Origin of the sequence: Clostridium sp. MF28 (assembly GCF_002969175.1) — a bacterium.
Taxonomy (GTDB): domain Bacteria; phylum Bacillota; class Clostridia; order Clostridiales; family Clostridiaceae; genus Clostridium; species Clostridium beijerinckii.
The window spans coordinates 3,488,053-3,508,262 of the sequence record NZ_CP014331.1 but is presented as its reverse complement, the minus strand read 5'-3'; the positions used below and the strand labels follow the sequence as shown (position 1 = coordinate 3,508,262).

At 30.9% G+C, this 20,210-nt stretch carries 19 protein-coding genes, 2 tRNA genes and 2 rRNA genes (1 of these 23 running past the window's edge); 4 read left to right on the top strand and 19 right to left on the bottom strand.

Annotation, left to right across the window (positions count from 1 at the left end):
• Positions 1-195 precede the first annotated feature (195 nt).
• Both disA and radA read right to left on the bottom strand, forming a co-directional pair.
• Positions 196-1,260, bottom strand: a complete 1,065-nt coding sequence (disA, locus tag AXY43_RS15185) for a DNA integrity scanning diadenylate cyclase DisA (RefSeq protein ID WP_011967490.1) — start codon at positions 1,258-1,260, stop codon at positions 196-198.
• A 238-nt stretch (positions 1,261-1,498) separates the two neighbouring features.
• A complete protein-coding gene (gene radA / locus AXY43_RS15180) occupies positions 1,499-2,875 on the bottom strand; it encodes a DNA repair protein RadA (protein WP_077869655.1) in 1,377 nt (458 codons plus the stop codon).
• Positions 2,876-3,359: 484 nt separating this feature from the next.
• Between radA and AXY43_RS15175 the strand changes: the two genes are divergently transcribed.
• Complete coding sequence (locus AXY43_RS15175) at positions 3,360-3,587, top strand: glutaredoxin family protein (protein ID WP_011967488.1); 228 nt, start codon at positions 3,360-3,362, stop codon at positions 3,585-3,587.
• 75 nt (positions 3,588-3,662) lie between these two features.
• On the opposite strand, the gene trxB is transcribed toward AXY43_RS15175, so the two are convergent.
• The 5 genes from trxB to AXY43_RS15150 form a co-directional block, all read right to left on the bottom strand.
• Positions 3,663-4,598 (bottom strand): thioredoxin-disulfide reductase, encoded by a 936-nt coding sequence (gene trxB / locus AXY43_RS15170; RefSeq protein WP_023976581.1) that lies wholly within the window; start codon positions 4,596-4,598, stop codon positions 3,663-3,665.
• A 130-nt stretch (positions 4,599-4,728) separates the two neighbouring features.
• Positions 4,729-7,203, bottom strand: coding sequence for an ATP-dependent Clp protease ATP-binding subunit (locus AXY43_RS15165; RefSeq protein WP_039769017.1), 2,475 nt, complete (start codon positions 7,201-7,203; stop codon positions 4,729-4,731).
• A gap of 25 nt (positions 7,204-7,228) precedes the next feature.
• Positions 7,229-8,242 carry a protein arginine kinase gene (locus AXY43_RS15160; RefSeq protein ID WP_023976582.1) on the bottom strand — a complete coding sequence of 338 codons (1,014 nt, stop codon included), beginning with the start codon at positions 8,240-8,242 and terminating at the stop codon, positions 7,229-7,231.
• On the bottom strand, positions 8,235-8,813 hold the full coding sequence (locus AXY43_RS15155; RefSeq protein WP_011967484.1) for a UvrB/UvrC motif-containing protein: 579 nt from the start codon (positions 8,811-8,813) through the stop codon (positions 8,235-8,237). The genes AXY43_RS15160 and AXY43_RS15155 overlap by 8 nt, the downstream gene beginning before the upstream one ends.
• Positions 8,814-8,827: 14 nt before the next feature.
• Complete coding sequence (locus AXY43_RS15150) at positions 8,828-9,283, bottom strand: CtsR family transcriptional regulator (RefSeq protein WP_011967483.1); 456 nt, start codon at positions 9,281-9,283, stop codon at positions 8,828-8,830.
• A gap of 169 nt (positions 9,284-9,452) precedes the next feature.
• Between AXY43_RS15150 and AXY43_RS15145 the strand changes: the two genes are divergently transcribed.
• Positions 9,453-10,103 carry an MBL fold metallo-hydrolase gene (locus AXY43_RS15145; RefSeq protein ID WP_023976583.1) on the top strand — a complete coding sequence of 217 codons (651 nt, stop codon included), beginning with the start codon at positions 9,453-9,455 and terminating at the stop codon, positions 10,101-10,103.
• A 65-nt stretch (positions 10,104-10,168) separates the two neighbouring features.
• Here the strand turns inward: AXY43_RS15145 and AXY43_RS15140 are convergent, their stop codons facing one another.
• The 7 genes from AXY43_RS15140 to AXY43_RS15110 all read right to left on the bottom strand — a co-directional run bounded on the left by AXY43_RS15140 (position 10,169) and on the right by AXY43_RS15110 (position 13,817).
• The gene (locus AXY43_RS15140) at positions 10,169-10,339 is read right to left on the bottom strand and encodes a DUF362 domain-containing protein (RefSeq protein ID WP_008426524.1); all 171 of its coding nucleotides are present in this window, start codon (positions 10,337-10,339) and stop codon (positions 10,169-10,171) included.
• Between the two features lie 122 nt (positions 10,340-10,461).
• A complete protein-coding gene (locus tag AXY43_RS15135) occupies positions 10,462-10,665 on the bottom strand; it encodes a heavy-metal-associated domain-containing protein (RefSeq protein ID WP_011967481.1) in 204 nt (67 codons plus the stop codon).
• 11 nt (positions 10,666-10,676) lie between these two features.
• Complete coding sequence (locus AXY43_RS15130; protein WP_023976584.1) at positions 10,677-11,582, bottom strand: PSP1 domain-containing protein; 906 nt, start codon at positions 11,580-11,582, stop codon at positions 10,677-10,679.
• A gap of 3 nt (positions 11,583-11,585) precedes the next feature.
• Positions 11,586-12,518 (bottom strand): DNA polymerase III subunit delta', encoded by a 933-nt coding sequence (locus tag AXY43_RS15125; protein WP_023976585.1) that lies wholly within the window; start codon positions 12,516-12,518, stop codon positions 11,586-11,588.
• A 19-nt stretch (positions 12,519-12,537) separates the two neighbouring features.
• Positions 12,538-12,870 carry a cyclic-di-AMP receptor gene (locus tag AXY43_RS15120; RefSeq protein ID WP_011967478.1) on the bottom strand — a complete coding sequence of 111 codons (333 nt, stop codon included), beginning with the start codon at positions 12,868-12,870 and terminating at the stop codon, positions 12,538-12,540.
• 73 nt (positions 12,871-12,943) lie between these two features.
• On the bottom strand, positions 12,944-13,585 hold the full coding sequence (tmk, locus tag AXY43_RS15115) for a dTMP kinase (protein WP_023976586.1): 642 nt from the start codon (positions 13,583-13,585) through the stop codon (positions 12,944-12,946).
• Between the two features lie 49 nt (positions 13,586-13,634).
• Entirely contained in the window at positions 13,635-13,817 is a 183-nt protein-coding gene (locus AXY43_RS15110) for a sigma factor G inhibitor Gin (RefSeq protein ID WP_105411750.1), read from the bottom strand.
• Positions 13,818-14,223: 406 nt separating this feature from the next.
• Here AXY43_RS15110 and AXY43_RS15105 point away from each other — a divergent pair, with 406 nt between their 5' ends.
• Complete coding sequence (locus AXY43_RS15105) at positions 14,224-15,384, top strand: amidohydrolase (RefSeq protein WP_105411749.1); 1,161 nt, start codon at positions 14,224-14,226, stop codon at positions 15,382-15,384.
• 277 nt (positions 15,385-15,661) lie between these two features.
• Positions 15,662-16,609: a magnesium transporter CorA family protein gene (locus AXY43_RS15100; RefSeq protein ID WP_039769009.1), complete on the top strand. Its 948-nt coding sequence runs from the start codon at positions 15,662-15,664 to the stop codon at positions 16,607-16,609.
• A gap of 39 nt (positions 16,610-16,648) precedes the next feature.
• Here the strand turns inward: AXY43_RS15100 and AXY43_RS15095 are convergent, their stop codons facing one another.
• From AXY43_RS15095 to AXY43_RS15070, 5 genes are all read right to left on the bottom strand, one after another.
• Positions 16,649-18,046, bottom strand: coding sequence for a sugar porter family MFS transporter (locus tag AXY43_RS15095; protein ID WP_105411748.1), 1,398 nt, complete (start codon positions 18,044-18,046; stop codon positions 16,649-16,651).
• 680 nt (positions 18,047-18,726) lie between these two features.
• A tRNA-Cys gene (locus tag AXY43_RS15085) sits at positions 18,727-18,801 on the bottom strand.
• A 4-nt stretch (positions 18,802-18,805) separates the two neighbouring features.
• Positions 18,806-18,881, bottom strand: a tRNA-Phe gene (locus AXY43_RS15080).
• A 5-nt stretch (positions 18,882-18,886) separates the two neighbouring features.
• Positions 18,887-19,003, bottom strand: a 5S ribosomal RNA gene (gene rrf / locus AXY43_RS15075).
• A gap of 71 nt (positions 19,004-19,074) precedes the next feature.
• Positions 19,075-20,210: ribosomal RNA gene (locus tag AXY43_RS15070) — 23S ribosomal RNA — on the bottom strand; it runs 1,775 nt beyond the window's last position.

The following is a 20,210-nucleotide window of genomic DNA, read 5'->3' as shown; positions in this document are numbered from 1 at the left end:
ATTTTTTCAACATTTCTCTAAGTCATATTAATTATATCATACAATAAGTACCTCTAAAATGAATAAATTATTAAGTTTACTAATAATTTCATTCTACTTTGAAGAATCAAATTAAATCTTAGATTAATAAATCTAAATAAATAGTATTTTCTTTGTAAAAACTAAATCCTATTTAATTTAACACAAATTTAATTATCATATTTCCTTTTTTAATGAAACTTGCTCTTTTATACGTTTCAATCCATCTTTAATGGCAGTAGCTCTCGCTTCTCCTATTCCTTCAACATTATCTAAGTCATTTATATCAGCATCAATTATATTACTTAATTCTTCAAATTCTTTTATAAGATTATCAATAACATTAGATGGTATTCTTGGCACCTTACTCAACATTCTATATCCCTTTGGAGATATTAATGTATCCATAAGTGGAATTCCTCCACGACCTAATGTTCTTGCAACTGCGTCTAATTCTAATAATTCTGAAGAATTTAATTTTTGAATGTGCTCATATACCTCGTTATATTGAAGTCCATCTTTACAGTAATCCCTAATTAGCAATATTCCATCTCTTTCTATATGCTTAACTAATTCATTTAATTGCATTGATATTAATCGTCCTTCATTCCCCAACTCTAGTATATACATATTAATTTCTTCCACTATTCTCATTACCATTTCAGTTCTTTGAATTGCTGTAACTACATCGAATAGTGTTGTTAAGTCTTGAAACTCCAATAAATTCAAGTTATTAATAACACGTTCAAGTACTGCAACATATTTTTCTAGTGTTTGAAGCGCTTGATTTGCCTTTCCAAGAATTACACTACTTTCTCTTAATACATACTTTATATCACCCTTGTACATAGTTATTATATTTCTTCTTTGAGAAATTGCAATTACTATGTTATTCGTTTGCTTAGCTACTCTATGCGCCGTTCTATGCCTAGTTCCTGTTTCATATGTTGGAATAGATGAATCAGGTATTAATTGCGCATTAGCACAAACGATTTTCTTTAAGTCTCCAGTTATGACTATAGCTCCATCCATTTTAGCTAATTCGTATGCATATGATGGTGTATACTCTGAATTAATATAAAAACCGCCATCAACGAGTTTCATAACTTCTTCATCGTCACCAATCACTAATAATCCACCTGTTTTAGCTCTTAATATATTTTCAAGACCTTCCCTTAGTTGAGTGCCTGGGCACATTATCTTTAAGACATTCTTTATTCCTATTCCCTTTTCTATTCTCATACACTCACCCATTTTCTTTAAAAATCATTTTAATACTTTTCTAGATTTATTTAAAATCAAATATTAAACATTTTGACTGATATTATTTTCCGAGTAAATTTAACCTAGGCTCTAGAAACTATAATACTATAATAAATATAATCCCTCAACAACATTTGTTAAATTTAAGTTATAATATATTTATTTGTAAGAAATAGCTCTATTCTCTTCATATTTAATATGGAATTTCTATAATGTTCTAGCTTCTATAAATATTATTTATTACATCCATCAAGGTCTTTAATTCAATTATATCTATTTTCTTTAAGTTACTGCTTTTTCCTATAGAATCCTTTGGAACATAAACCTTTTTAAATCCCATTCTCTCAAGTTCCCTAATCCTACTTTCTAATGATGGTACTTTTTTAAGTTCCCCAGTCAGTCCTACATCTGCTATAAACGCTATATCTGATTCTATCCCCTGCTGCTTTACTGAGGATACTATACTCATTATTACAGCTAAATTAATGCCCTGTTCTCTTATTTTTATACCACCTGTAGTTTTAATAATTACATTCTTATCGTATAAATTAATTCCTCCACGTTGTTCAAGTATAGATATCAAAGTGTTTAATTTATCCTTTCCTAATGTTTCCCCTATTCTTGTAGGATACGGAGTAAAACTCTTCGACACTAAACTTTCTATTTCAGTTATTATTGCTCTTGTTCCTTCTTTAATTACTGTTAATGCACTTCCTGATACAATTTCTCCTTCTTCACGCTTTGTCATGAAGAATTCTGAGGGGTTATCTATTGAAATAATCCCTCTCTCCCCCATTTGAAAGAAGCCATTTTCAATACCGCCAAATCTATTTTTAGAACTTACAAGTACTCTTAACTCTTCATCACTATCATCTTCTATTATAAGCACCGTATCAACTAAATGTTCTAAGGCTCTTAGCCCTGCAAGTTCATCACTTTTAGTCATCTGCCCAACTATTATAACCGCTCTTGGCCTTCTACCGTTTTTAGCCATTTGGAGCAATGCATTAGCACATTCCATAGTTTGTGTAGGTGACCCTGCTCTCGCTGGCAAAGATGATTCCATAGTAAATGTTTGTATACTATCTATTATTATAATATCCGGATCTATTTCTTCAACTGCATCTAAAACATTATCAAGACTTGTTTCTTGTAGTACCCATATATCTTCGTGGATTTTATTAAGAATTCTGTCTGCTCTGTTTTTTATCTGACTATCACTTTCTTCCCCTGACGCATAAATTACTTTATATCCTTTTTGGGCGACAGCATCGGAAATTTCAAGAAGAAGTGTTGATTTTCCTGCTCCCGGTCTTGCTGTTATAATTGAAATTGAATCCTTTACGATTCCTCCACCCATAACCCTATCAAATTCATTTATCCCTGTTACTATTCTATCGCTTTTGTTGGAAACTATCTCCAAAAGTTTTTTTAACGGTTTTTTTGCTACTTGTCTGGATCTAGTCTCTAAATTTTTTGCTTCAATAGTAATTTCCTCTAATGTATTCCAATTATTGCATGTTGGACATTTACCAAGCCACTTTATACTTTCAAAACCGCAACTATTGCATCTATATAATGTTTTTTTCTTCATAAACCTCTCCCTTCGTTTCTAGATCTTTATTACATCTTACTTTTTTAATAATAATATTAATTATATTATAGCATATTACTTTCTTACTCATATATTTTGAATTAAATATAGCTAGTGCTTAGCCTTCAATCAATTATTATATATAATACTTTATAACTATTTTATTTTTTGTTCTAGAATATTTAATAAATTATTGCAAAAGCTATTATAAAATAGATTAGTAAAGAACAAATATATAATAATATAGAAATTATAATATTAATATCAACACTAGAAAATAAACATAATATATAATTCACCAGTTATGTATTAACTAAATTACTCTATAATGATTATTCTAATAATGAGACAACGATATATAACCAAGTTATAATTTAATTGATAGTAAACATCATTATTTTATAGCTATATTGAATGATTATAAAATCTATATTATAATATTAATTACAATATAATAACTATTATTAAGGAGGCGTATTCATTTATGGTAAAAGTATATACTACCAATACTTGTCCTTGGTGCGTTAAAGCAAAAACTTTTCTTAAATCAGAGAACATTGAATTTCAAGAATTAAATGTTCAAGATGATATGGAAGCTAGAGAAGAAATGATAAAAAAGTCTAATCAGATGGGTGTCCCAGTATTAGATATTAATGATAATATTATTATAGGCTTTGATAAGCCTGCTATTCTAAAGGCTTTAGGTAAATAATTAAGAGGCGTATATCCGCCTCTTTTATTTTGGCTTATATCAATTAATATCTGATTTATATTCTCATCTTTAATGCTATTTTCTTTTTCGTAATATATATTTTTCTGCATTTAAAAGCGCAATCGTACCATCTGATACAGCAGTTGTTATTTGCCTATACTTCTTTTGTCTTACATCCCCTGCTGCATATACTCCTTGAATATTTGTTTGTAAATCTTCATCGGTAATTATATATCCTTGTTCATTCAATTTTATATAATCCTTTACTTCTTTTGTTCTAGGCTCTGTTCCTATATATCCAAAAACTGCATTAACATCTAAGCTACTACTTTCTTGAGTCTTAGTGTCTTTTATAATAACTGATTCCAAAAATTCCTTACCATTGGCTTGAGTCAAATCCTTATTTAATAGAACTTCTATTTTAGGATTATTGAAAACTTCATCAATTAATGACTGTTCTCCTTTAAAATAATCATACCTTCTTATTAAGTACACTTTTTCAGCAAACCTAGTTAAAAATATAGACTCCTCTAGTGCAGAATTTCCGCCGCCTACAACAGCAACTTTTTTGCCTTGATAAAGTGCTCCATCACAAATAGCACAGTAATGAATTCCTCTTCCTGAAAATTGTTCTTCTTGAGGAATAGGCAGTTTTCTTGGTGCAGCTCCTGTAGCAATTATTACAGCTTTAGGTTGGTATACATATGATTCAGTTTCTATAATCTTTTCATCATCTGATATATATATCTTTTCAATTGAATCAAATTCATCAATATTTGCTCCAAGATCTCTAGCTTGTTCTTGAAATATGTCAGCTAAATCTCCTCCACCTATACTTTTAAATCCCGGGTAATTCTCTATAGTATAACTATTTCTAACTTGACCTCCCACAAGTTCATTTTCTAACAACAATGTATCCAACTTTGCCCTTCCTGCATACATTGCTGCTGTAAGACCTGCTGGTCCACCACCAATTATAATTAAATCCAATTCTTTCTTTTCTTTACTCATATCTATTTTCTCCTAATATTTAATACATTTTAAACTACTCAATACCCAAATATTATATTAATCTTTAAACTAAACAGACTATTTCAATGTATAAATAATTTATAGCGTTGAAATAGCCCATTAACATAAATTAATTCTTATTGAGCTCCAAATTGCTTTCAGCCAATCTTCTGAAAATAAGTTTGTTTTCTAACTCACTTACCTTTACCCTATCTCCAATTCTTATATTTCCTTGTAATATTTCCTCACTTAATTTATCTTCTACCTCTTTTATTATTAATCTTCTAAGTGGCCTTGCACCATAATCAAGGTCAATTCCTTTGTTTAGCAGGAACCTTTTACTATTATCTTCAAAGTTTAAGTATATATCTCTGTCTTCAAGCCTTTTTCTTATTGATGCAAGCATTAAATCTATAATTTGATTTAAATCTTCATCACTCAACTTATGGAATACTATTGTATCATCTATTCTATTTAAAAATTCTGGCCTAAATTTTTGCTTTAATTCTCCTAATATATTTTCCTTCATCTTTTCATATTCAGTTTCATTTTCGTTTTTAGAACTAACACTACTAAATCCTATGCTTTTTTGTTTTTTAATTTGATGAGCCCCAACATTTGAAGTCATTATAATTATTGTATTCTTAAAATTAACTATTTTTCCTTTACCATCAGTAAGCCTTCCATCTTCCATAATTTGAAGCAATATATTGAATACCTCTGGATTTGCCTTTTCTATCTCATCTAAAAGAACTATTGAATAAGGTTTTCTTCTAACAGCTTCTGTAAGTTGACCACCTTCTTCATGTCCTACATATCCTGGAGGCGATCCTATTAATCTAGATACCGAATGACCTTCCATGTATTCTGACATATCAATTCTTATAATATTATTTTCATCACCAAACATAGCTTCTGCAAGTGCTTTAGAAAGCTCAGTCTTTCCAACTCCAGTTGGTCCCAAAAATATAAAGCTTCCTATTGGTCTATTAGGATCCTTTATTCCAACTCTTGCCCTTCTCACAGCCCTTGCTATAGATTTAACCGCCTCATTTTGTCCAACAACTCTCTTGTGTAGTATTTCCTCTAATCTTAATAACCTTTCACTTTCCGATTCAGTTAATTTTTGAATTGGAATCTTAGTCCAAGATGATACTACACTCGCTATCTTTTCTGCATCTACAACTAGTGTCTTTATAGAATTCTGAGTATCCCAACTATCTTTCATATTACCTAACTGCTCTTTTAAAATTCTCTCTTTATCCCTTAAATTCGCAGCTCTCTCAAAGTCTTGAACTCGTATAGCTTCTTCCTTTTCTTTACCTATATTTTCAATTTTTTCTTCTAAATCTTTTAAATCCGGAGGGGCTGTTAAACTTTGGATTCTCACTTTAGCAGCTCCTTCATCAATCAAATCAATGGCTTTGTCTGGCATAAATCTATCTGTTATATACCTATCTGCCAAATTAACGGCCGCTTCTAAAGCTTCATCTGTTATTTCAACTCTGTGATGAGCTTCATACTTATCTCTTAATCCTTTAAGAATTTTTAGCGTTTCTTCCTTTGAAGGCTCTCCCACTGTTACAGGTTGAAATCTTCTTTCTAATGCAGAATCCTTTTCAATATACTTTCTATATTCATCTATAGTTGTGGCTCCTATACATTGAATCTCTCCTCTTGCTAAAGCAGGCTTTAATATATTAGATGCATCGATAGCACCTTCTGCTCCTCCTGCTCCTATAATAGTGTGAATCTCATCTATAAAAATAATTATATCTTTATCTTTAATTATTTCATCCATAGTTTTCTTAAGTCTTTCCTCAAATTCACCTCTATACTTAGCTCCTGCAATCATAGATGTTAAATCTAAAGAAACAACTCTTTTATTTCTAAGTATCTCTGGAATATTTCCCTCAACTATTCTCTGTGCTAGTCCTTCAACTACAGCAGTTTTACCAACGCCTGGTTCCCCAATCAGACACGGGTTATTTTTAATTCTCCTACAAAGAATTTCTAATAACCTTTGAGTTTCATTATCCCTTCCAATTACAGGATCTAGTCCTTGTTCCTTAGATAGTACTGTTAAATCCCTTCCATACTTATCAAGCATTGGAGTATTAGCTTTCTTATTATCAATTATATTTTTATCGCTAGCTTTATCTTCATAAGTACCGGATAAGAATACAAGTAATTCTTCACTTATAATGGTAAAGTTAAGATTCAAGCTTTTTAAGATAGTGTATGCCATTCCTTCTTCTTGGTTAAGTAAGGCTAATAAAATATGTTCAGGGCTAACATATTTATGATTTAATCTTTTTGCTGCTGCAAAACTTTCATCTATTAACCTTTTGGTACGAGGGGTAAGTAAAATATTATCGTCTGTTTTCTTGATATCCCCATAACCCAAGTATCTTTGTATCATATTTCTAATATTCTCACTATTAACCCCATATTTTTTTAATAACTTAGCAGAATATCCATCTTCTTTTAATATGCCAAGTAATATATGCTCAGTTCCAACATACCCATGTTTAAATTTTTCTGATTCATTTTCAGCTTCTAAAATTACTGCTTGTGCCCTTTCTGTTAATTTATTATATTCCATATACTTTAAACCTCCTATCTTCTCCTTAGGTTAACATTTCTTTCACTAATTTAGCTCTTTCATACTTAATTTCCTTATCATCTAGTGATTTTTTCAAATAATTTTGAAGGGATGAATTAGTAATTAGAATAAATAGTTTATCTAACTTACCCTTATCAATATTTATAATTGATAATTCCGCTCCTAATCTAACATTTGATAATAGTTCAATAGACTCTTTAAAATCCAAAATCATTGCATATTTCAGTATTCCATATGCTCTATATATCTTATCCTCTAATTCATGTCTACATTTACTAAGTAATATTTCTCGGAATTTATTTTCCTCTATTATTATGCTCCAAACTGCTTCTTTTAATTTATTTATAATATTCTCCTCTGTCAAACCTAATGACACTTTATTAAATATTCTGTATAAATTTCCAAAAACTTTTGTACCATCTAGATGAACTCCCTTTATAGCAATTCCTAACTTACCAAGCCTTTTGGATATATTATTAATTTCTTCACTCATACTAAGAGCTGGCAAATGTAATACTACTGAGGCCTTCATTCCTGTTCCGATATTCTCTGGTGATGCTGTTAAATAACCTAATGTTTCATCAAAAGCATAGTCAAAATTTTCTTCTATCTTATCATCAATAACCGTTGCTCTCTCAAAAATTTCTTCTAATTTCAATCCATCACTTACACATTGAAGATTTATATGATCTTTTTCATTTATCATAATGCTAAGATCTTCTTCTTTATTCAATATAAATGAGCCCTTATCAGAATTTTTCAAAAGCTCTTTGCTGATTAGATCCCTTTCTAAATATTGTTTACTAAATTCCTCTTTTGTATTCCAAATCTCATATAACGTAATTTCTTCATTATCTAATTCATTTTTAAGAACGTTATATACTTCTTTGCCATTTTCTCTACCCTTAATATAGTTTAGTTTATTAGGAAAAGGTAAATTACTAAAGTTTCTAGCTAACAACACTTTGCTACTTAATACTGCTCCAAGTCCTTCCTTATCATCTTCCCAGCTATTCATCACAATTTCCCTCCTTTCTATTTATAATTTCCTTAGTGTTACTTTCTAATATATATAATTCTAGTTTTTTAATTTCATCTCTTACTATTGCTGCTCTCTCATATTCCTCAGCTACTATCAATTTTTGCATCTCTTCTTTTAAATCCTTAAGGTTTTTTCTTTGAACCAATTCCTTTCCCTTTACCTTAGGAATCTTACCAATATGTTTACTTCCAACTTGTAAGCTCTTTATCCTTGGCTCAAGTACAATATTAAATTCTTTATAACAATCAGTACATCCCAATCTTCCTGATTTCTTAAATTCCTGATAAGTTAACCCACAATTTGGACAGATAATTTCCTTTACTTTATTATTATCTATATTTGATTTACCATTATCTACATTAGATAATATTTCTGTAAGTATTCCTTGAAATGGAACATTTATATTTTGCATTATTGGATTAAAGAATGGAATATTAGCTATATCTTTTGCACAATTTTCACATAACCAAATTTCTTGTTTCTGACCATTCATCACTGTAATTAAATTTATCTTTGCTTCATTTTTTTTACATTTTTCACATAACATATATATCCCCACCTTTAAGATAAAATTATCATAATCATAGCTTTTAAAATATCAGCTCTTACTTTATTTTTATTATCTGCTGAAGTTAAACTTCTATCATTTATTGCTATTTTCATTATTTCACATTCTCTTTCTTCAATAACTCCAGATTCTAATAAGTGATTAAGCAATGCGTTTGCATTATGATATGTTATTGTTTCTCCTATGCTTTGGTTAATTAATTCTTCTCTTCTATTGGAGTTGTCATCATCCAACTGCTTGATCGCTATATGACCTCCGCCGCCTCTCTTGCTCTCAATTAAATATCCTCTTTCATAGGTAAATCGAGTTGTTAATACATAGTTTATTTGGGACGGCGCGCATCTAAATTGATCTGCTAACTCATTTCTTTGTATAAAAATCACATTATCTCTATTCTCATTAAACATTTGTTTTATAAACTCTTCTATTATATCTGAAAGTCTTGCCATAACATCACCTGCTTAAACCTTTATTTAATTATTTGTTTTTGACTTACTTTGACTTTATAATATTATACTATACTTCTTCTACTTTTTGAAGTATCAATATAAATTTATGATTATTTATATTACTGTATGTTAATAATATCTAATATATTTCAATTTATGGAGGTTTTATATGCAAATTATTTGGTATGGACATTCTTGTTTCCTTATGAAAACATCCATTGGTAAAAGAATTCTAATTGATCCATTTAGCAACAATTTAGGTTATGATAATAATTTCCCTAAATCTGATTTAATTACCATTAGTCATAACCATTTTGATAGTTCATATATTAATGATATAAATAATACAACCAAGATTATTAATGAGAGCGGAAACTTTAACTTAAGCTTCCTTAATATAGAAGGGTTTGACTCCTTTCATGATAAGTGCAATGGACTAAAAAGAGGCTCAAATATTATTTATATATTTAAGGATGATAAACTTTCCATATGCCATTTAGGACATTTAGGCCATATACCTTGTTCATTGATTTTAGAAAAGCTTAAAAATATTGATATTTTACTTATCCCTATTGGTGGACATTTCACTCTCAACGGTTTTGAGTCTGCGAAACTTTGTAACCTTATTTCCCCCAAATACATAGTTCCTATGCATTATAAAACTAATACAACAACTTTATACTTAGACGACCCTAAGAATTTTATAATATCTATGAAGAGCGTAAAAAAAATAAATTCTAATATATTAGATACTTCTGACTTGTATATAAATTCTAACCTTAAGTCTGAATGTATCTTGTTAACACCTCCATATAAATAGTGAAAATAACTATTTCAACTATTTTTAAATAAAAAAAAGACCGCCTAAAGACGATCTCTCTTTTATTACTCTTGGTTTGGAGCTCCCACTGGGCAAACATTAGCACAGTTTCCGCAATCGATACAAGTATCTGCATCAATAACGAATTGAGTATCTCCTTGAGTTATAGCACTAACTGGACATTCTCCAGCGCATGCTCCACAGCTAACACATGAATCATTAATAACAAATGCCATCTAGAACACCTCCTAATAAATTGTGGTAATTAACCTCTTACATTTTAACACGTATTCGTATGTTTTAAAAGTGTTTTGTATTCTAGACTTCTTATTTTTTAATATTGTTATATCATTTACGATTACAAAACAACATATCCTAAATCCTCTATGGAATTTATAATCCTTTCGAGTTTTAAAAAGATATCATTATATATCACTGTTATCTCCCTTTTTGCAAGCGAAATTTCAGTAGCTATTACTCCCGAATTCTTAACAACTGTATCTTGAATTATCTTGGCATCGTCATTAGACTCCATATTACAAATCTTAATAACAGATTTCATAGAAATTCCTCCTATTTTTCATTAATAAGATTTTTTATTAATGTTTTATCTTCCTCTGACTCAACAATCAATTTTATATTATTTTCATCAATTGTGTCTTCATATTTTCCTGAAACGAGCTCTACATCAGTTATTTTGAATTCCTCAACAACTTCCTCGTCTCCTCTTCTAACCTTAACCTTTACCATCTCTTTAACTATTGAATTACCAACAACTTCTCCATTCCCAGCCTCTGTCTTAACAATAGAACCAATCTTAGGCAATCTCTTTCTTATACCTTCATATGTAGTTTGCTCATAGTTCAAACAGCACATCAATCTTCCACATATTCCAGATATCTTGGTTGGATTCAAAGAAAGATTCTGTTCCTTTGCCATTTTTATTGACACAGATGCAAAGTCTCCTAAGAATGTAGAGCAGCACATAGGCCTACCACATGGTCCAAGTCCTCCAACCATTTTAGCCTCATCTCTTACTCCTATTTGTCTTAATTCTATTCTGGTTTTAAATATAGTAGCTAAATCCTTAACTAATTCTCTAAAATCTACTCTACCATCTGCTGTAAAGTAGAATATAACCTTATGATTATCAAATGTATATTCTACATCTATTAATTTCATATTTAATTTATGTTCTTGAATTTTAGCTAAACATATATCTAATGCTTCTTTTTCTTTATCCTTATTTTCTTTATGTTTTCTAATATCATCCTCATCAGCAATTCTAATAACATTCTTTAAAGGTGATACTATATCTTCCTCTTTTATCTCCTTAATTCCTATAACGCATTCACCAAATTCTATACCTCTAGCTGTCTCTACTATTACATAATTGCCCTTTTTTATATCCAATTCTAATGGACTAAAGTAGTAAATCTTTCCTGCCTTCTTGAATCTTACGCCTATAACTTTTATCATTAATTATACCTCCGCAAAGCCCATAAGCAAAACACTTATGACCATTGAATAGTTCGTATTACTATTAAAATTTATTCTAGCTTCTTTTATGTATTCTAACATACTATTTAATTTCTTATAAGATATTCCTCTTGATATATTTTTTATCTTATATATTTTATCAAAATTAACAACGAGTTCACTATCATTAAGTTCTTTAAGAAGTAAGATATCTCTTATATATGATAGAAGTATATTTAGTAACTCTAATTTATCTTCTTTTGCACTTTTTAATAATTCTTCATACTTTAATATAATACCTTTTTGTCTACTTACGATATCTTCAAATAATTCTATACATATATCTCTCAAATTTCTCAACTTATCATCGCTAAAAAATCTATCTACATTTCCAGGTATTCCAGCACTATAAGCTAATGCAGCTTTTTTATCATCTTCACTTAAATTATTATATTTTTCCTCAAGGTAACTCAAAATTTCTTCTTTATTTAATGGTGTTAACCTATATATTTGGCAACGCGATTTTATTGTATCTAAAATTACTTCTAAAGAATCACTTAGTAATATTAAATGTACACCTCTTGGTGGTTCTTCAATAGTTTTTAATAATGCATTTTGAGCTTGAACTGTTAGCTTGTCACATTTATATAATATTAATACCTTTTTATCACCTTCATAAGGCTTTTTATTGACTTCACTTATAATGCTTCTCACATCATCAACACCAAATGAATTGGAATTAGGAGAATACCTTACAATATCAACACTCTCTACACCATTTCTCTCTTTAATAATCTGGTTTGAAAGATACTTAGCTACTATACTTTTTCCTATTCCATCATTACCAATTATTAGATTTGCATGAGAAAATGAATCCTTTTGTCTTCTATTATTTATATTATCGATAATATTTTTATGTCCAATTATCTTTCTCAATGCTTATCTCTCCTTGATATCATATTTTTACGAACTTATCCACATCAATTACGAATACAGTAGCACCTCCCACGCTAATTTGCACTGGGTATTGTTGCATATATCCACTTTCACTTCCCCCAAGGGTAGTTGGTGTAACTACTGTCTCATTTCGCTTTCTACATACATTCCTAATAACATCAATAACAAGTTCGACTTTTTCCTCTTCAATTCCTACCAATAATGTAGTATTACCAGATTTAAGAAATCCTCCTGTAGTTGCTAATTTTGTAACTCTATAATCCTCTTCTGTTAAAGCCTCTATGACATCTGCTGAATCTTCATCCTGAACAATTGCAATTATCAATTTCATTTTAATTCCCACCCTTAAACTAATAATAATTTACTACATATTATTTTACCACAAATAGGTGGCTTTTTATTACTTAGTTTATATTTGTCCATATTTTAGGTCTTAGTATATTTTTTATTTGATTAATTACATTTTCTTTCGTATTATTTGCATCTATCTTAACAATTCTATGATTATTATTTTTATAAACAATATCATATCCTTCTCTAACTCTTTCATGAAACTCTAACTTTTCTATATCTAATCTATTTACTTCTCTGCAATCATTATTAGCTATTCTAGCCAATCCTATTTTAGGATCAAGATCAAATAGCACTGATATATCCGGCATATACTCACCAATAGCAAATTTATTTATACTTAAAACTTCTTCTATTCCTAAATTTCTCGCATAACCCTGATACGCCAAAGAAGAATCTATAAACCTATCACAAAGAACTATTACACCTTGATTCAATGCTGGTATCACTTTTTCTACAAGGTGTTGTCTTCTCGCCGCTGCATATAATAGTGCTTCTGTTTTAGCATCCATCTCCTTGTTATCTTTGCTTAAAATAACTTGTCTTATTTGCTCTGATATTTTAATTCCGCCTGGCTCCCTCGTCTTTATACATTCAAAATTATTTTCTGTAATCCAATCATATATTGCGTCAATCGCCGTTGTTTTTCCGGTTCCCTCGCCACCTTCAAAAACTATAAATAAACCTTTTTTCATCTTAAAGTACCCCTCTGTATATTAGCGTTTAAATGTAAGAATTTAATTTCTAAGCATGTTCGCTAAATAAGATTATCCTAACATTATCCTTATAATAATCATAATCTGGATCCTCTACATTTGTATTAACAATTTTCTCTTCACATGCTTTACAAATCTTTTCTCCATTTAATATTATACCATTGCAATCACTTGCTCCACATAAAAAACATGATTTATTTGTATCCTCCATTAGTAATTCCCCCTTAATTTTATGATTCTTATAAAATTATTACCAATTATGTAGACTTTATACACCTTGTGGATGTTAATAACTTCTATATAGATATTTTTTTAATTTATGGTAATACTAATAAAGAGCAATATATATTTACACAATTACTACTGAATTTAATACAAATTACATAATGTAAATATAGCTTGCAAAAATAGCTTATATTATTAAATTTTCAAACAATAATTTGCTCATAATATTTAAAATAATAGCTATATTAAGCTTATATTTAATACAGCTATTATCATGTTAACAATAAAAACATTAATATGAAAGGAGAACTTACTGTAAAACAAAGCAAAACCTGTACTATATACAAGATCTAGTAATTTATTTTGCAAGTTTTAAGTAAGGAATTGCGCTTATGAAAAACAAAATTATTTCATTTTTATCTACTTGTGCTGACGATATTAAAAATCTCTGTACCTATTTATATGAGAATCCCGAAAAAAGTTATAGTGAAGTTAACGCGTCTAATTGCATATGCAATTTATTAAATAAATACAAATTTGAAGTTGATAGAAATTTTTTAAACATTAACAATTCATTTATAGCAAAGAAAGGCCAGGGTCATCCTAAAATATGTTATCTATGTGAATATGACGCTATCGAAAATGAAGGTCATATTACCGGGCATAATATGGTTACTGCAATGTCAGTATCCGCTACATTAGCTTTAGGAAGTGTTATAGATGACATCGGAGGTTCTGTAATACTGGTAGGTTGCCCCGGTGAATACTTTGGCGGGACTAAAGGGACAATGGTAAAACAAGGACTATTTGATGACATAGATGTTGTAATGGTAGCACACCCTGACACATGTACATGTGAAAGTGGCTCTTCATCAGCAATTATCCCATTAGGACTTAAGTTTGAAAGCGAAAGCAAGTTAAGTTTTTTAAATCGGAATTCTTATACATCATTAGATGCCGTTTTACTAACTCTTAATATTTTAAACTCTATAAAAAAAGGATTTCCAGATAATTTAGAAATAAATTCGGTTATATCTAATGGTGGGTATACAACATTGCTATTACCAGCAGATTCTGAAATTAAATTTTGCATTCGTGCATCTAACACGAAAACTGCTAACGAAGCTTATGATAAAATAAGAAAAATTGCACATAATGTGACAGCATTAATAGATATTCCTAATAAATTTTTCTTATATGAGTCTCCTAATAAGGAGTTAATAACCAATAGAACACTAAATAGGCTATTTAGTCATAACCTTAAAGAAAGTGGAATAATAAATATTAATCCACCAAAAGATATATATGCTGGATTAAGCATTGGAGATGTAAGTCATAAGGTTCCTTGCATACATCCATATATATCTATAATAGATGATGAAAATATTAGATATGGAAGCCTAGATTTCGCAAAAGCAACTACATCTGAATTTGCTTTAAAACAATGCAATATAGCAGCTACAGCTCTTGCATTAACTGCTATTGACTTGATACAAAACGAAACTTTACTCTCTGAAGTTAAGTCTGAATTCTTTAATAATAGAAATTGCTAATAAAAAAATTTTAAGATATGGTATCTTAAAAATAATATAATATATGCTTTTGATAATAATAAACTCCATATATTATATCGATTTATATTTTAAGATACCATATTTCACTTCATAGATTCTGGCATAATAAAAAATCAAACGTAAAATCCTTTGATGTATTTTCATATTAAACTTACAGAATAATAAAAATAATAGTATATTACAAGAAATGCTATGTGTTTACAAACCATCTTATAATAGTATAATATTAGTTGTACTGCTTAGGAGGTGTTATAAATTGATTCAAATCTATAAAAGCGAAAGTGAATTTGATCCTTCCCTAAAATTAATAGATACGATAGAAAATGGTGCTTGGATAAATCTTATTGCTCCATCTGCTGAGGAACTAATATTAATATCAAAGAAAACAGGTGTCCCTTTGGAATTCTTAAAAGCAGCTTTAGATGATGAAGAAACCTCACGTATCGATATTGAAGAGGATTCATTATTAATAATAGTGGATATACCGTTTACCGAAATGGAAGATAACTCTCTTACTTATGATACATACCCATTATCAATAATACATACTAATAAACAATTGATAACTGTATGCTTAAAAAACAGTAAAATCCTAACGGATTTTGCTAATAACAAAATTAAATCTTTTTATACATTTAAAAAATCAAGATTTACATTACAAATACTAAATAGAATATCAACATACTATTTACTTTATTTGCGTCAAATAGATAAAAAAAGTTTAATGATTGAAAAAAGGCTTCATAAATCTATGAAAAATAGAGAGCTTATACAATTACATTCTCTGGAAAAATCACTTGTTTATTTTTCAACTTCACTAAAGGCTAATGAAATTACTTTAGAGAAAATGCTGAAATTAGAGCTTATGCAAAAATATGAAGAAGATAAAGATGTTTTAGAAGATGTAATTATAGAAAATAAACAAGCTATAGAAATGACTGAAATCTATAGTAATATATTAGCTAGTACAATGGACTTTTTTGCTTCTGTAATATCAAATAACTTAAATATTGTCATGAAAGTACTTGCATCAGTTACAATTCTTATGGCAATACCGACTATAATAGGTGGAATATTTGGTATGAATATAGCATTACCATTATCTGCGGATAATCCACATGCATTCTCCATAGTTATGGGCGTAACTATTGGCATTTGTGGACTTGTTGCCTTTATATTATATAAAAAAGATATGTTTAACTAACATATCTTTTTTATAATATCTTATAACTACTCTTATCCCCTAAGCCTTAGTTGTAGCATCTTGTGTGCAGATATCCTTTTGGAGTTTTTCTACTCCTTTATATGATCTAAGTTCAGCTTCTATATCTTCAAGTGAACGATTACGAGTTTCAAATACTTTAAATTGAACAAACCAAATTGCCGCAAAACAGATTATACCATAACCTATAAATAAACTACCTGTACCAAAGTAATTCAATAATGCTGGAAATGTCAATGATACCATCATATTAGCACTCCAATTAATTACACTACTAAATGAATTGCCTAAGCCACGAATATTTAGTGGAAATACTTCTCCTACCATAACCCACATTACAGGTCCCCAAGTAGCTGAGAAAAAGGCAATGTAGATAGTTAATGCGATAACACATATAATCGAAGCAACAGATGAACCATTAGAAAATTTCATTGAGATGCTCATAATCAATAGCGAAACTCCCATCCCAATAGCTCCATAAATAAGCATTTTTTTACGGTCAATCTTATCCATAATGGCTACAGCTATAGCAGTAATTATTATATTAAAGACTCCAATTCCAATATGGGCAAGCAAAGCTGCTTGTACACCAAATCCGACATCTGTAAATATAGTTGGTGCATAATAAAGAACTGTATTGCATCCCATAATTTGTTGAAAAATAGCTAGACCAAAGCCTATAACTAATGCCGGGCGTACAAATTCGCTAAATAGCTCTTTAACTCCACCACTTTTAATCTCGGCTTGTCTTTTTATTTGAGCTAATTCATAATTAACAGCACTTTTATCATGTTTATTCATATGTTCTAATATACTTCTTGCTTCGTCTACTCGTCCATCTTTTACTAAAAATCTAGGACTTTCTGGTAACACAAGTGCGCCTATTAAAAGAACTGCTGCTGGAATAGCTGCGAACCCTAACATCACTCTCCAACCAGTATATAAATCTGAAAATGCATAATTCGTAATATAAGCCAATAAAATTCCGCTCATAACCATTAGCTGAAACAAACTTGATATGGTTCCACGTTTTTCAGATGGTGATAGTTCAGCTAAATAAGTTGGAATTAGAGCTGAAGATGCACCAACTGCGACACCAAGAATGATTCTAAATATAATTAATGACCAAATTTCTGGAGCAAATGCTGATCCAAGTGCGCCGACAAAGAATATAACAGCCGATGTAAGAATTAGCTTTATACGGCCATATTTATCAGACATAGGACCAATGATTGCAGCCCCAAGAATAGCTCCTAATAATACAGAACTTACAACCCATCCTTGCTGCCATGAATCAAGGTGCATTTGTTCTTGAATAAATAAAATAGCTCCTGAAATAACTCCAGTATCATAACCAAACAAAAGCCCACTAAGTGCAGCGAAAATATATATTACAGAGTTACTAATTTTTATTTTCATTAAAATCATCTCCCATTTTTTATTTCATTTGATTTAAATTCGTATATTCCTAGTGCGTTTATAATATTCCTAAAATTTCTTCGTTCGGAAGACTATTTTTATCGTTTACAAAAGATACATTAATTGCCTAGTATATTTATAATTTGACTTCCATGAAACTTGGTAAAAATAACTAGCAAGGCCAATTTTCTCTTACATTCTTTAAATAATGCTGTACTAGTTTTTATTCATATTTATCATATCGATAAATATACCTTCTATTAATAATCTAATAATGCATGCATATCTATTAGCTTTTAGAAAAATAGGTACCCAATATTTATTTTCCTTAAATTTAGTATAGCACTCTTTGAAACCTTTTTCAATAAACTTTAAAAAGTAATTTAAAAAGTAATTTAAAAATTTATTTAATATATATTTATGATAATATCCTACCTTTGCAATTATAGTAAACCAATTTAACCAATGTAATACCATTAAATATATAAATTCAATCGCTGCAACACATGTCATGTGATATATAATTCATTAATTCACTCTATTAGTGACTCATTAACTTATAATATTTCTATGTAATTAATTCAATTTTAAATTATAGATTTCCATAAAGCTTATTATATACATAAAAAATAGCCTATGCATCAACTATTTAGTTAATACATAAGCTATCTTAAATAAATTGGAGGCGCCACCCAGATTTGAACTGGGGAATAAAGGTTTTGCAGACCTCTGCCTTACCACTTGGCTATAGCGCCATTATGGTGGCTCGAACTGGAATCGAACCAGTGACACGAGGATTTTCAGTCCTCTGCTCTACCGACTGAGCTATCGAGCCATCTTACCTCGCAACTTCCTACTCTCCCACATAGTCTCCCATGCAGTACCATCAGCGTAATAGACCTTAACTTTCCTGTTCGGAATGGGAAGGAGTGTTACCTCTATGCCATCATCACGAGATTTTCTTTTGAAAGAAATACTGTTCTTTCAAAATTGCATATAATTTTAATGTATATTACAACTTGATTATATTGGTCAAGCCCTCGACCTATTAGTATCAGTCAGCTAAATACGTTGCCGCACTTACACCTCTGACCTATCAACCTTGTAGTCTTCAAGGGGTCTTACTAGCTTATGCTATGGGAAATCTCATCTTGAGGTGGGCTTCACACTTAGATGCTTTCAGCGTTTATCCCTTCCCGACTTAGCTACCCAGCTATGCTTCTGGCGAAACAACTGGTACACCATAGGTCAGTCCATCCCGGTCCTCTCGTACTAAGGACAGCTCCTCTCAAATTTCCTACGCCCGCGACGGATAGGGACCGAACTGTCTCACGACGTTCTGAACCCAGCTCGCGTGCCGCTTTAATGGGCGAACAGCCCAACCCTTGGGACCTACTTCAGCCCCAGGATGCGACGAGCCGACATCGAGGTGCCAAACCTCCCCGTCGATGTGAACTCTTGGGGGAGATCAGCCTGTTATCCCCGAGGTAGCTTTTATCCGTTGAGCGATGGCCCTCCCACGAGGTACCACCGGATCACTAAGCCCGACTTTCGTCCCTGCTCCACTTGTAGGTGTCGCAGTCAGGCTCCCTTCTGCCTTTACACTCTTCGAACGATTTCCGACCGTTCTGAGGGAACCTTTGGGCGCCTCCGTTACATTTTAGGAGGCGACCGCCCCAGTCAAACTGCCCACCTAACAATGTCCTGTCACCAGTTTCATGGCATCCAGTTAGAACTTCAATACTATCAGGGTGGTATCCCAACAACGACTCCACCAAGGCTGACGCCCTAGTTTCCCAGTCTCCCACCTATCCTGTACAGACAATACCGAAATTCAATGCTAAGCTACAGTAAAGCTCTACGGGGTCTTTCCGTCCAATCGCGGGTAGCGAGCATCTTCACTCGCACTACAACTTCGCCGGATTTGCAGTTGAGACAGTGCACAAGTCATTACGCCATTCGTGCGGGTCAGAACTTACCTGACAAGGAATTTCGCTACCTTAGGACCGTTATAGTTACGGCCGCCGTTTACTGGGGCTTAAGTTCACACCTTCGCGTTACCACTAAGTGTTCCCCTTAACCTTCCAGCACCGGGCAGGCGTCAGCCCCTATACATCAGCTTTCGCTTTAGCAGAGACCTGTGTTTTTGTTAAACAGTTGCTTG